This is a genomic window from Corallococcus llansteffanensis (assembly GCF_003612055.1).
Classification (GTDB): domain Bacteria; phylum Myxococcota; class Myxococcia; order Myxococcales; family Myxococcaceae; genus Corallococcus; species Corallococcus llansteffanensis.
The window spans coordinates 1-12,957 of the sequence record NZ_RAWB01000282.1 but is presented as its reverse complement, the minus strand read 5'-3'; the positions used below and the strand labels follow the sequence as shown (position 1 = coordinate 12,957).

The following is a 12,957-nucleotide window of genomic DNA, read 5'->3' as shown; positions in this document are numbered from 1 at the left end:
AGGGCGAATGGGGCCAGGGGGGTTCCCGCCCGCACGTTTCGGGCTTACCCGTTCCCTGAGCGGCCTTGCCGCACCCCTCCCGTGAGCCTCTCCCAAGACCACATCCGACAGCTCCTCGCCGAGGCAGACCACCCGTTGGGCGTGAAGGAACTCCTGCGCCTCGGGGGGCTCCATCCCGGCCAGCAGACCGAACTCAAGCGCGCCCTGCGTGAGCTGGTGCGCTCCGGCGCCATCCTCAAGGACGGCAAGCGCTTCCGCCTGGAAGGGGCCCGCGTGCCCCGCGCACCGGAGGACGGCGTCGGTTCGCGTCGTGCCCTGCCCGCGCCCCCCACGCGCAAGCGCGGCCCCGCTCCCGGGAGCGGGCGCGAAGAGGGCGCTGGCTCCAGCCGTGGTGCCTTCCGCGACGCGAGCCCGGGCGGGTTCCGGGGCGGCGGGGACTTCCGGCGCGACCCGCGGCGCGGCGGCCGGGACTCGCGCTTCGAGGACTCCAACGAGCCCACCGTGGAGGGCATCCTCCACGTGCACCGGGACGGCTTCGGCTTCGTGCACCCGGTGTCGGGCGAGGGCGAGAACATCTTCCTGCCGCCACAGGAGGCCCAGCGGGCGCTCGACAACGACCGGGTCCTCGTGGAGGTGGCCGGCCGGCCCGGACGCTTCGAGGGCCGGCTGCTGCGCGTCATCAACCGTCGGCGCGAGCTGGCGGTGGGAACCTACGTGGAGCAGGGCCGGCACTCGCTGGTGAACCCCACGGACACGAGCCTTCCGGGGCCCATCCGCGTGCCCGCGACGCAGATGGCGCGCGACGGGGACCTGGTGAAGGTACGCCTGGGCGTGGGCGCGGATCTCCTGGAGCCGGGGCAGGGCCTCTTCGGTGAGGTGGCCGGATCCCTGGGCCGTCCGGGCGAGCCGAGCGCGGAGGTGCTGGGGTCGGCCTTCTCGCAGGGCTTCTCCGACGAGTTCCCGCCGGAGGTGATGGACGAGGCGGATGCGTTCGCCGTGCGCGTCACCGAAGCGGAGGCCACGGGGGAGAACCGCCGCGACCTGCGCCCGCTGCCGCTGATCACCATCGACGGCGAGGACGCGCGCGACTTCGACGACGCCGTCTACGCGGAGCCGCTGGCCGATGGCTGGCGACTGGTGGTGGCCATCGCGGACGTGTCCCACTACGTGCGGGAGCGCAGCGCGCTGGACGTGGAGGCGCTCAACCGCGCGACGTCGGTGTACCTGCCGGACCGCGTGCTGCCCATGCTGCCGGAGCGGCTGAGCAACGGCATCTGCTCGCTGCGTCCGGACGAGGACCGACTGTGCATGGTGGCGGACATGACGTTCGACCGCCAGGGCACGCGCCGCTCGTCGGAGCTGTACCCGGCGGTGATGCGCAGCGTGGCGCGCTGCACGTACAACGAGGTGCAGGACGTCCTGGACGGCAAGGACGTGCCGCACCGGAACGCCTTCAAGCCCCAGTTCGAGCAGCTGATGGCGCTGGCGCGCGCGCTGATGGGCATGCGCAAGGCGCGAGGCGCCATCGACTTCGACGTGCCCGAGCACAAGGTGGTGCTCGGGCCGGACGGCCTGCCCGAGCGCATGGAGAAGCGCGAGCGCAAGGACAGCCACCGGCTCATCGAGGAGTGCATGCTCGCCGCCAACGAGGCGGTGGCCACGTACTTCCAGGACGAGGGCCTGCCCACGGTGTACCGGTTCCATGGCGAACCGGATCCGGAGAAGCTGGCGGCGTTCTCCGTGCTGGCGGAGGCGTACGGCTTCCACCTGAACGTGGACGACGGCGTGTCGTCGAAGGAGCTGGACGCGTTCATCTCGCAGCTCCACGGGCACCCGGAGCAGCGCGCGCTCAACCAGCTCCTGCTGCGCTCGATGATGCAGGCCGTGTACACGGCGACGCGGGTGGGCCACTACGGCCTGGCGGCGGAGAACTACCTGCACTTCACGTCGCCCATCCGGCGCTATCCGGACCTGCTCGTGCACCGCATCCTCAAGGGGATCTGGGCGCGCAAGGGCAAGAAGCCGTCGGAAGCGCAGCTGGAGCGCGAGGAGGAGCGGCTGGAGGGCATGGCCCAGCAGTGCTCGGAGCGCGAGCGCGCGGCCATGACGGTGGAGCGCGAGGTCGTGTCGTTCTACGCGGCGCTCCTCATGAAGGACCGCGTGGGCGAGGAGTTCGACGCGACCGTGGCGGGCATCGCCGAGTTCGGCTTCTTCGTGGAGCTGGACACGGAGCACGTCGAGGGCCTGGTGAAGGCGGAGACGCTGGGGCCGGGCGCCAAGCTGGACAAGCGCGTGCACTCGCTCGTGTATTCGAACGGGCGGCGCGTGCGCGTGGGCCAGAAGCTGCGCGTGCGGCTGCTGTCCGCGAGCACGGTGTCGCGGAAGATCGACTTCGAGGCGCTCCAGTTCGAAGGCGAGTCCCCGCTGGCCCGGACCGCTGGCGCCGCACGGCCGACGACGCGTCGGCGCGAGTACGTGAACGAGGCGCCGCCGCGTTTCGGTGGCAAGGCGGGTCGCCCCGGCCGCGACGACCGCGAGGCCGCCCGAGCGGGACGCAAGCCCTGGGAGAAGCCCACCGCCCCGACGCGCAAGCCGACGGAAGAGGCCGCTCCCTGGGATGCCGGGGCGGAGGAGACGCCCTTTGGCGTCCGGACGTGGGAGCCGCCCACGGCGGAGGATGTCGCGTCGGAGGAGGCCGCGGTCCTGGCTGGGTTCGAGCCCGCGCACGTTCCGTCCGCGGACGAAGTCGTTCCGGAGACGACGTCAAAGCCGCGTCCGCGCGGTCGGTTCAGCCGCGAAGGGCGCCGCGAGGAGGCCGCGCCGGCCCGTCCCGGCTCGCGCTTCCTGAAGGCCCGGACGGAAGACGCCGCGCCCGTGGAGCGCGCCCCGAAGGCGGAGCCCGCTGCCCCGACGAAGGGCAAGCGCCGCCTGTTCCGCCCCGCGGAGCCGGTGCGCTCGGAGCCCGACGCCACGCCTGACTTCGCTGGAGCGCCGGAGGTGGAGGCGCCGCGCGAGGACTTCACCCCGCCGGGTCCGGCTCCCTTCGCCGACCGGTTCGGTGACGACGCCGCACCGGCGGCCTCTCCGCACCCGGGCTTTGATCGGATCCGTGCGCTGGCCGCGCAGCGGGGCCTCCTCTCCGAGGGGCCTGCTCCGAAGCGCGCGAGCGCCTCGAAGAAGGTCCGCAAGGCAGCGGCGACCCCGGGCTCGCGCGCGAAGCCCTCGAAGAAGTCCCCGGCGGCGAAGAAGGCCGGCGGCAAGAAGAAGGGCGCTGGCACGAAGCCGGGGCGCGGTGCCCCTGGCAAGCGCAAGCGCTGACCGGAGGGCCGGGCACTCCCGGTCCGCCGTCATTCCATTCCAGGAGGACGTGTGGGTGTTCTGCGAATCGTGGGGTTGATGCTCGCCGTGGCGGGCGGGGTGTTGCTGTTCACCGGGCTCAAGGCGAAGGACTCGCTCACCGAGCGCGCCACGGAGCTGGTCACCGGGCGCAACACCGAGCAGACGACGCTCTATGTCGCGGGCGGCGGTGCCGCGCTCCTGGGCGGTGTGCTGCTGGCCCTCTTCGGAGGAGGGAAGGGCCGACGCTAGGCCCCACCCCCTCCAGCGCGTTCGCGCGGGCTACGGCTTGTTGGAGGCCTGCGCGCCCTTGGCGGCGGCCGCGTTGCGCTTGGTGGCCTCACCGAACTGCTTGGTCAGCTCGTTGAACTCGGCCTGGAGCTGATCGATGCGCGCCTGGTGCGCGGCGGAGCTGGCCTTGGCGGCGGCGACGCGCTCGGCGGCGGCGGGGTCCGCGGCGGGCTTCTTGCCCTTCACCGGAGCGGGCGGCATGCCGGCCTCCACGGCCTCCTGCTCGGCGGCGTCGCGCAGGGACTTCTCGTGCTCCATGTACTTCGCCATCACGATGCGCTTGTTGAGGTACGTGTTGGCGGAGTTCGGGTTGAGCGCGAGCACCTGGTCGTAGACCTTCAGGGCCTTCTCCAACTCCTCGGGAACGGCGGGCGTGGACATGGAGCGGGCGCCACCACGCTGCGAGTGGACCTCCGCGATCCAGCTCAGCGCGTCGGCGTCCTTCGGGTTGATCTTCAGCGCTTCCTGGAAGTACTGCTCCGCCTTCTCCAGCGGGCCGTTCTTCGCGTACATGGCCGCGACGTTGCGGTAGCCGGCGGCCTTGTCGTCGGGCGTCTTCGCGAAGTCGATCAGCTTCAGCGCGGCCTGCGCGGCCTCATCCGTCTGACCGGCCTGCAGGTGCGCGAAGGCCTTCTTCTCCCAGACCTTCTCCTGGGTCGGGTCGATCTTCAGCGACTCCTCGTACTCCTTCGTCGCCGCCGCGTAGTTCTTGTCGGCGAGGAAGTTGGTGCCCTTGACCCGGTGCTCCTTGGCCTTCTCTTCCTTCTCGTCCGCACAGCCGAAGGTCCCGCCCAGGGTCAGCACCCCGAGCATCAATCCCACGCTTCCCAGCCGCTTCATGCTCAAAGCCTTTCGTGAAGGTCCAGGGGGCACGCCTCACGGGGCCCCACGTGGCGCGGAATATACCCGAACTCGCTTCCCGCACCCCCCGTCCTGAAGGCTCGGTCCCCCTCCGGGCAGCCCCCTCAGGATCGGCCGCGAGCCACCAGATAGACGAGCAGGGGGGTGCCCAGGGCCGCCGTCACCACTCCCACTGGCAATTCACGCCCTGGCAGGACGACGCGCGCCGACGCATCGCACAATGCGAGGAACGCGGCGCCCACGACGACCGAACCGGGCAGGAGCACGCGGCGGCTGACGCCCAGTGTTCTCCGCACGACGTGCGGGACGATGAGCTCCACGAAGGCGATGGGGCCACACCACGCGACGCAGGCGGCGACACCCAGGGCCCCCAGGCCGATGGCCACCGTGCGCACGCGGCGGACGGGGACGCCCTGGGACTCGGCGTGCTCCTCGCCGGCGATGAACACCTCCAGCGCGCGGGTGAGCGTGAGCAGGCCCACGAGGGTGACGACCGCGAACGGCGTGAGCAGCAGCACGCCCGAGTAGCCCACCTGGGGCAGGTGGCCGAGCGACCAGCGGGTGGCGGCCATCAGCTCCGCGGAGTCGGCGGAGAACTGCAACCCGGTGGCGAGTGCGCCCGCGGCCATGGAGCAGGCGATGCCGGCGAGCACCACGTCGTTCATCCGGACGCGGCGGCCGGCGGCGATGGCGGCCACGACGAAGCTGACGCCCAGGGCGCCCACGAAGGCCGCGGCGGTGATGAGCGGCAGGCCGCCCGGAGCCAGCCGGGCCCCCAGGACGATGGCCACCAGCGCGCCCAGGGTCGCCCCGGCCGTGGTGCCCACGGTGCTGGGCGCGGCCAGCGGGTTGGCGAAGAGGGATTGGTACACGGCGCCCACCAGCGACAGCGTGCCGCCCACCAGCATCGCCATCAGCGTGCGGGGCACGCGGAGCTGCCAGAAGATGAAGTCCGCCGTGTCGGCGGAGAACCCCGGACCGATGAACGGCGCCACCGCGCAAGCGACCCCGCACAGCGCGAGCACCGCCCAGAGCCGGAGCTTCATGGCGCACCTCCGCCCCGAGGCAGGCCCACGAAGACGCGGTGTCCATCGACGGACGTGCTGTGCATCCGTACGCCGAACAGCGCGCCCAGGTGCTCACCCAGGTCGGGCGCGTCGTAGTCCAGGTCGAACATCACGCGGCCCCCGGTGAGCCCCACCACCCGGGGCGCGCGCGTGCCGGGTGCTCGTGCATGCGTGAGCACGTTCACGTCGTGGGTGACGCAGAGCAGCCCGCGTCCCGCGCGCCAGAGGTGGCCCACGCGCGTGTACAGCTCCAGTTGCTGCGCGGGGTCCAGGAAGTTCGCGGGCTCGTCCAACAGCACCAGCGGCGTCTCCTGTGCGAGCAGCCCCGCCACCGCCACGCGCTGTCGCTCGCCTCCGGACAGCTCCGTGACGGGGCGCGAGGCGAAGTCCTGCGCCCCCACCTCCGCGAGCGCCCGGAGCGCCGCCGTCTCGGACGCCCGACGGGACTCGGGAAAGCGGTAGCGCGCCGCGACCACCTGCTCCAGCGCGGTGATGGGCTCCGCCGCTTCCAACCGCTGCGGCAGCCACGCGAGCAGCGCCGCGCGCTCCCCTGGCTTGAGCCCCGACACGTCGCGCCCCTCCACGCGCACCTGCCCCGCATCCGGCCGCAGCAGTCCCAGCGCCACGCGCAGCAGCGTCGTCTTCCCCGCGCCGTTGGGCCCGACGATGGCCACGAAGTCCCCGGGCGCCACGCGCAGCGACACGCCGTCCAGCAGCGTCCGCCCCCGGGCTCGCACTGTCACCGTGTCCAGCGTCAGCCCGGCCGTCATCGCGAGGCGGGCAGGGTGCCCAGGGTGGCCCGCAGCCGCTCCACCACGTCGAGGATGGCCGGCCCGGTGGACTCCACGTCGCGGCCCATCACCAGCCGCACCCGGTCCTCCCGCACCGCCCGCAGGCCGGTGAGCTTCTTCCACGGCGCGTGCGCGCGCGCCTGCTGGTCGGCATCCAGGCCCTGCGCGGTGACCAGCACCACCACCGCGTCCGGATCCAGCGCGATGACCCCTTCCAGCGACAGGTTGGGTGGGCCGGGCCTGTCTTCCGCGACGGCGTTGCGCGCACCCGCGGCCTCCAGCGCGGCGCCGTGCAGCGAGCCGCGCTTGATGTACCAGACCTCCGACAGCGTGCCCGACGCGTCGCCCAGCACCAGCAGGACGCGGGGCGCGTCCTTCGGCGCGGGGCGTGACAGCGTGGTCTGGAGCCGCTCCGCCAGCGCCGTGGCCTGGGGCTCGCGCCCGCTCAGCCGGCCCAGCTCCTTCACGCTCGAGACCACCTCGGACAGCGACAGCCAGGGCAGCACCTTCAAGGGCGCCAGCGCGGACAGCGCCTCCGCCGGGGCCTGCTTCACCTGCTGATCCACGAGCAGCGTCGGCTTGAGCCGCACGATGGCCTCGAAGTTCGGCGCGAACGTGTTGCCCACCTTCGGCAGGGCGGGAGTGCCCTCCGGCAGGAGCGTGTAGTCGGACACGCCCACCACTTCCGGACCCGCGCCCAGGGCGAAGAGCGTCTCCGTGACGGCCGGCGACAGCGAGACGATCCGCCGCGCCTGCGTCTCCGGTGCGGGAGGCGCCGGGCGTTGGCAACTGGCCGAAAGTGCGAGCAGGACGACGAGCAGGGAGGGGAGGCGGAAGAGACTCATGGGGCGGGTCGCCTTCTAACACGCGGCCCGTCTCCCGGTGCCCGGAAGAGGGGCTGGGTTTCCCTCGCGGCGCGCGTATCCTCGCGCCTCCTCACAAGGGGAATTCCCAGACATGGCTTGGATGAATCCGTCAGCCCGTGCGCTCTGCGCCGCGGTGCTTCTTTGCGCCTCCTCTGCCGTCGCCGCGTCGCCGTTCGCGGAAGGCATGGTCTCCATCACGTTGGATGACGGTTGGAGCACGCAGTACACGATTGCTCGGCCCGCGCTCAATTCGCGTGGCATCCGCTCCACGTACTTCCTGGTCACCGACGCGGTGGCGCAGGGTTGGGGCGGCTACATGAGCCTCGCGCAGGTGCGCACGCTCCATGCGGAGAACAACGAGATCGCCAGCCACACGCGCACCCACGCGGACCTCACGTCGCTGACGCCCACGCAGCTCACGTCGGAGCTGCATGACTCGCGCTCCTGGCTCGCCGCGAACGTGGGCGCCGCGTGCGGCAAGGACTTCGCGTCACCCTACGGCGCGTACAACGCGTCGGTGATGACGGCGCTCAAGTCGGAGTACGCCAGCCACCGCACCATCAACGCGGGCCGCAACTACCGCGACACGGTCATCTACGAGCTGCGCGCCAACGACGTGTCGAGCGCCGTGACGGTGGCGACCGTGAAGGGGTGGATCAACCAGGCCATCGCGGAGAAGAGCTGGCTCATCATCCTCTTCCACGAGTTCACCAGCGGGACGCCCACGCGCGAGACGCAGTACAAGACAACCAACTTCACCTCCATCCTGAACTACGTGAAGTCCACCGGCGTGCGCACCGTCACCGTGTCGGAGGGCCTGGCGCTGATGGACGGCCTCACGGAGCCGCCCGCGTCGGTGGGCACGGTCGTCTACGACGACGCGATGGGCAGCGGCTTCCAGGACTGGAGCTGGGCGACACACTCGCTGGACGAGTCCGGCACGGTGCACGCGGGGCCGACCTCGCTGAGCTTCGAGCCGGACAACTGGGAGGCGCTGATGTTCCACCACACCGGGCTGGACCTGTCGCTGTACCAGTCCATCGACCTCTGGGTGCATGGCGGCACCACGGGCGGTCAGCAGGTGCGGCTGGCGCTGTTCAACAACGCCACGCCGCTGGGCAGCATCAACCTGGCGGACGCGCTGGGCCATCCCATCGCGGCGGGAACCTGGGAGAAGGTGTCCATTCCCCTGAGCAGCCTGGGCGCGACGTCAGGCATCGTGAATGACTTCTACGTGCAGGACGACTCGGGGACGGATCAGGGCACGGTGTACGTGGACGACTTCGTGCTCGTGCCCCACTGACGTCACACCGCGTGCGCCGGGAAGCACCGGCGCACGCGGGGGTTGCCGCGACTACAGGCGGATCAGCTCCACGTCATCCAGGTGGATGAAGCTGGAGCCGTCGTGCGTGGGCGCGTTGCTGTGCAGGCCGAACTCCAGGTAGCCATTGGCCGGCACGCTGACGGCGGGCGTCTCCACCAGCGTCCAGCCGCCGTAGGTGCCCAGGTTGGCCACGGCCGGCGCGCACGAGCCGCACGTCTTCACCTGGAAGCGCGCGAAGTTGAACGCGCCACCCTTGCGGACCCAGGCGCGCAGCTTGTACGTGCCCGCCGCCAGGCCGGACTTCGTCTGGTACGTCCAGGTCTCGAAGGGCGTGCCCGCCGTCCAGTGCGTCAGGTGGTAGCTGCCCGAGTGCCCGCCGTTGTACGTCTCCGACAGGTCCGCGGCCTCCGTGCCCCAGGTGCTCCAGCCCGTCATGCCCTGCTCGAAGCCGGGGTTGGTGAGCCCCAGCGACTGTGCGCCACCGGGCTGGTACCAGCGCACCCACTCCACCTCCATCGTCTTCTGCACGCCCCACGGCAGGTCGATGGCGGTGGGCGCGGGATGGCCGTACCAGTTGCCGCCCATCGCGAGGTTCAGGATGAGGTAGTGCGGCTGCTGGAACTCCGTCTCGTTGTGACCGAAGGTCGCCGTGGAGACGAAGTCGCGATCCAACCGGAACACGATGCTGTTGGCGTTCCACTCCACCTCATACGTGTGGAAGTCCTGCGACAGGTCCACGCCGCGGCTGGCGCCAGTGCCCCAGTCCGCCTGCCCGCCGTTGTACCAATGCAGCGCCGACTTCATCCATGTGGGCTCCGTGGACTTCCACTCCAGGATGTCGATCTCTCCCGCGCCCGGCCAACCCGCGCTGGAGATGTTGGAGCCCAGCGTCCAGAACGCCGGCCACATGCCGTAGCCGGGAGGAATCTTGATGCTCGCGACGATCTTCCCGTAGCGCCCCTCCACTTTGCCCTTGGTGTGCAGGCGGCCGGAGTAGAACGAGCGGTAGTTGCCGGGGCAGCGCGAGTCGGTGGGGTTGTCCCCCGTGCGCTCCGCGATGAGGACCAGCTTGCCGTCGCGCACCACCACGTTCTGCGCACGCGGGAACTCCAGCTCGCCCGTGCCGAAGTTGCAGTTGTTCGTGACGGGATCCCAGTTGCTCGTCAGCACCGTCCACGCGCCCCCGTTCAGCGCCGTGCCGGTGAAGTCGTCCTGCCAGGTCAGGTTCCAGCCCGCGCCCGGATCATAGGCGCGCTCGCCCTGGGTCGTCTGGCCATACGCCACGGCCTCCGAGGGCGTCTCCGGCTCGGGCGAACAGCCGGAAAGGGTGGCAAGGACTCCTGCGGCGACAAGGCCAGCACGCGTGGGACGCTTCATGGACGCTCCGGGGAAGGGGGAGCATTCATGATTACCTGTTTTGACGCACCTTGCCAGGAAGACCTGGAGACGGCTGAAACACCGTCAGCCGAGCCACTGGGGGTTCTGGACGGTGCCGTCGAAGTGGTGGCTCGTCTTGTACTTCTCGAAGGCGCCGTCCCTGGCCGCGTCCTTCGTCTTCGCGAGGAGGGCCTGGACCTCCTTCTCCGTCAGCGGCTTGAAGGTGCGCGCGGCGGTGAGGGCCTGTTGCAGCCGCTCCTGTGAGTCGATGCCGGTGATGACGACGCTGACGGGCAGGGACAGGTTGTAGCGCAGGCACTCCGGCGCGGTGACGGTCTTGCTGTCGAGGATGAAGGGGTCGCCCATGGACTTCATCGCGAGCACACCGATGCCCTCCTTCACGAGCACGGGCAGCACGCGCTTCTCGAAGCTGTTGAAGTGGGCGTCCATCACGTTGAGGGGCAGCTGCACGGTGTCGAAGCGGAAGCCGTGCTGCTTCGCGGTCTCCAGCATCTTCAAGTGGAGGTCCGGGGACTTGTGGCCGGTGAAGCCCAGGAAGCGCGCCTTGCCGGCCTTCTGGGCGTCCTTCATCGCTTCGATGGCGCCGCCTTCGGCGAAGGCGCGGTCCGGATCCGTGTCGCGGATGACTTCGTGGAGCTGGAGCAGGTCCACGTGGTCCGTCTGGAGGCGCTGGAGCGATTCGTCGATCTGCTTCGCGGCGGTCTTCTTGTCGCGGCCGTCGAGCTTCGTCATCAGGAAGGCCTTGGCGCGGTAGCCGTCGCGCAGCGCCTTGCCCATGCGCTCCTCGCTCTTGCCGTCGTTGTAGTCCCAGCAGTTGTCCAGGAAGTTGATGCCCTGGTCGAGCGCGCCGCGGATGAGCGCGAGGCTCTCCGCCTCGTCCTTCTGCTTGCCGATGTGGAAGCCGCCAAGCCCCACGCACGACACCTCCTGGCCGGTGCGGCCCAGCTTGCGGCGGGGCACGGTGGGCGATTTGGACTTCGCCTTCGGCGGCGGGGCGCCGAGGACGGTCGGGGCGACCATCAGCGACAGCGTCGCGGCGAGGAATTCCTTCCGGGTCATGTGCGGGCGTCCTTCCCGCCACCGAAGGAGCCGGTGGCGTCTGGCAGGCCGACGTTGGGTCCGCCCCGGACGGGGCACAACGGTCACCCGGGCGGACTGTGCAGGAGCCACCTCTCGGTGCCCGGTTCGGCGCATAATCGACACCCGCATGCGCATCCTCCTCCTGCTCGCGCTCGTCCTCCTGGCCGGGTGTCGCATCGAATCCGCCGCGCCGTCGGGAGGGCCGGCCGTGGCGCAGGCTTCAGCGCCCACGGGCGAGGTCTGGGTCTACACGTCGATGTACCGGCATGTGCTGGATGCGCTGGAGCCGCTCTTGAAGGAGCGGCTGCCCGGCGTGCAGGTGCACTGGTACCAGGCCGGCAGCGAGAAGGTGGCGAGCCGCCTGGAGGCGGAGCGGGCCGCGGGTGCCGTGCGTGCGGACCTGCTGATGACGTCGGATCCGTTCCTGTACGAGCGGCTGGCGCGGGATGGGGCCTTCCTGCGCTACGCGTCCGTGAACGCGCTGCGCATTCCCCGTGCGCTGGTGGACCTGGATGCGCGGTACGCCGCGGTGCGGCTGTCCACGATGGTGCTGGTGCACCGGGTGGGAGCGGGCGTGCCGCCGAAGTCGTTCGCGGCGCTGGTGGATGGAAGCTGGCAGGGGAAGGTGGCCATCGGGGATCCGCTCACGTCGGGCACGGCGTTCACCTGGGCGGTGTTCATGCACGCGCGCCTGGGCGACGCGTACTTCGCGGGCCTGCGGGAGAGGGGCGCGGTGGTGGCGGGGGGCAACGCGGCGGTGCTCCAGAAGGTGGAGAGCGGCGAAGTGGACGCGGGCGTGCTGCTCCTGGAGAACGCGCTCGCGGCGAAGGCGAAGGGCAGTCCCATCCAGGTCGTCTGGCCGGAGGACGGCGCTGTCGTCATCCCGGGCCCGGTGGGCCTGTTCGCGACGACGCGCAACCCAGTGGCGGCGAAGGCGCTGGTGGACGTGCTGCTGTCGCCGGAGGGGCAGCGGATCATCGTGGAGAAGGGGGACATGCACGCGGTGGATCCGCGTTTGGGTGGTCCTCGCGGAGAGACCGGCGTGGAGGGGCTGCTGGGTCGCGCGCAGGCATGGTCCCCGGCGTTGCTGGAGCAGGGGTTGTTGCGCGGCGGTGACATCAAGGAAGCCTTCAGCCGGGCGTTCGCGCGATGACGGGACGTGGCGGGGGACGGTGGCTCGCGCTGGTTGCGTGGTTGGTGCCGCTGCTGCTGTTCGCCGTCCTGCCGGTCGCGGCGCTGCTGGTGCGCGGCGTGGGGGCGGCGACGGGCGGGATGGGACAGGTGCTCGCGGCGGAGTCCGGGGCGCTGGTGAACACGCTGGGCATTTCCCTGGGTGCGACGGCGTGGGCGCTGGGATTGGGTGCGCCGCTGGCGTTCCTGCTGTTCCGCACGGACCTGCCCATGAGGGGCGCGTTCACGGTGCTGTTCACGCTGCCTTCCGCCATCCCCGCGTTCATCTGGGGCATGGGGTGGCTGTCGCTCGCGAGCCCCCGGGCCGGCTACCTGAACCGGATGCTGGGCGCGGACGTGTTCAATCTCTATGGCGCAGGGGGCATCGCGTTCGTGGAGGGGCTGTCCGGCCTGCCGCTGGTGCTGCTCGCGGGGGCGGCGGCGCTGAGACGCGTGGATCCGGCGCTGGAGGAGGCCGCGCGGGTGTGTGGCGCTTCTTCGCTTCGAGCGCTGCTGAGCACCACGGTGCCGCTGGCGCTGCCGTCGCTGCTGTCGGGCGCGGTGATGGTGTTCCTCATGGCCGCGTCTTCGTTCGGCGTGCCGTACCTGCTGGGCGTGTCGGCGTCGCCTCCCACGCGCGTGCTCACCACGCGCATCTATGAGCTGGTGCTGCTGGGCAGCGAAGAGGGGCTGCCTCGTGCTTCGGTGCTCGCGTCGTTCCTGTTGCTGCTGACGCCGCTGGCGCTGGGGCTCACGTGGGCGCTGGGTCGGAC

Annotated in this window: 11 protein-coding genes; 5 read left to right on the top strand and 6 right to left on the bottom strand. The window is 70.9% G+C overall.

Annotated elements, in window-relative coordinates; genetic code table 11:
- Positions 1-81: 81 nt before the first annotated feature.
- Both rnr and D7V93_RS24585 read left to right on the top strand, forming a co-directional pair.
- The gene (rnr, locus tag D7V93_RS24590; protein ID WP_120645725.1) at positions 82-3,318 is read left to right on the top strand and encodes a ribonuclease R; all 3,237 of its coding nucleotides are present in this window, start codon (positions 82-84) and stop codon (positions 3,316-3,318) included.
- 51 nt (positions 3,319-3,369) lie between these two features.
- Positions 3,370-3,588, top strand: a complete 219-nt coding sequence (locus tag D7V93_RS24585) for a DUF3185 family protein (protein ID WP_199728961.1) — start codon at positions 3,370-3,372, stop codon at positions 3,586-3,588.
- A gap of 30 nt (positions 3,589-3,618) precedes the next feature.
- Here the strand turns inward: D7V93_RS24585 and D7V93_RS24580 are convergent, their stop codons facing one another.
- The 4 genes from D7V93_RS24580 to D7V93_RS24565 all read right to left on the bottom strand — a co-directional run bounded on the left by D7V93_RS24580 (position 3,619) and on the right by D7V93_RS24565 (position 7,191).
- Positions 3,619-4,467, bottom strand: a complete 849-nt coding sequence (locus tag D7V93_RS24580) for a tetratricopeptide repeat protein (protein WP_120645724.1) — start codon at positions 4,465-4,467, stop codon at positions 3,619-3,621.
- A 125-nt stretch (positions 4,468-4,592) separates the two neighbouring features.
- Complete coding sequence (locus D7V93_RS24575; protein WP_120645723.1) at positions 4,593-5,534, bottom strand: FecCD family ABC transporter permease; 942 nt, start codon at positions 5,532-5,534, stop codon at positions 4,593-4,595.
- Entirely contained in the window at positions 5,531-6,325 is a 795-nt protein-coding gene (locus tag D7V93_RS24570) for an ABC transporter ATP-binding protein (RefSeq protein WP_120645722.1), read from the bottom strand. The genes D7V93_RS24575 and D7V93_RS24570 overlap by 4 nt, the downstream gene beginning before the upstream one ends.
- Complete coding sequence (locus D7V93_RS24565) at positions 6,322-7,191, bottom strand: ABC transporter substrate-binding protein (protein WP_120645721.1); 870 nt, start codon at positions 7,189-7,191, stop codon at positions 6,322-6,324. Before D7V93_RS24565 ends, D7V93_RS24570 begins: the two co-directional genes overlap by 4 nt.
- A gap of 205 nt (positions 7,192-7,396) precedes the next feature.
- On the opposite strand from D7V93_RS24565, the gene D7V93_RS24560 reads away from it, so the two are divergent.
- On the top strand, positions 7,397-8,515 hold the full coding sequence (locus tag D7V93_RS24560; RefSeq protein WP_244237485.1) for a polysaccharide deacetylase family protein: 1,119 nt from the start codon (positions 7,397-7,399) through the stop codon (positions 8,513-8,515).
- A gap of 51 nt (positions 8,516-8,566) precedes the next feature.
- Here D7V93_RS24560 and D7V93_RS24555 read toward each other — a convergent pair whose 3' ends face one another.
- Entirely contained in the window at positions 8,567-9,913 is a 1,347-nt protein-coding gene (locus D7V93_RS24555; protein ID WP_120645719.1) for a glycoside hydrolase family 16 protein, read from the bottom strand.
- Positions 9,914-9,997: 84 nt separating this feature from the next.
- The gene (locus D7V93_RS24550; RefSeq protein WP_120645718.1) at positions 9,998-10,993 is read right to left on the bottom strand and encodes an aldo/keto reductase; all 996 of its coding nucleotides are present in this window, start codon (positions 10,991-10,993) and stop codon (positions 9,998-10,000) included.
- Between the two features lie 148 nt (positions 10,994-11,141).
- Between D7V93_RS24550 and D7V93_RS24545 the strand changes: the two genes are divergently transcribed.
- Both D7V93_RS24545 and D7V93_RS24540 read left to right on the top strand, forming a co-directional pair.
- Positions 11,142-12,167 carry an ABC transporter substrate-binding protein gene (locus D7V93_RS24545; RefSeq protein ID WP_120645717.1) on the top strand — a complete coding sequence of 342 codons (1,026 nt, stop codon included), beginning with the start codon at positions 11,142-11,144 and terminating at the stop codon, positions 12,165-12,167.
- On the top strand, positions 12,164-12,957 hold a 794-nt coding region (locus D7V93_RS24540; protein ID WP_147451305.1), incomplete at its 3' end, for an ABC transporter permease. The genes D7V93_RS24545 and D7V93_RS24540, both read left to right, overlap by 4 nt.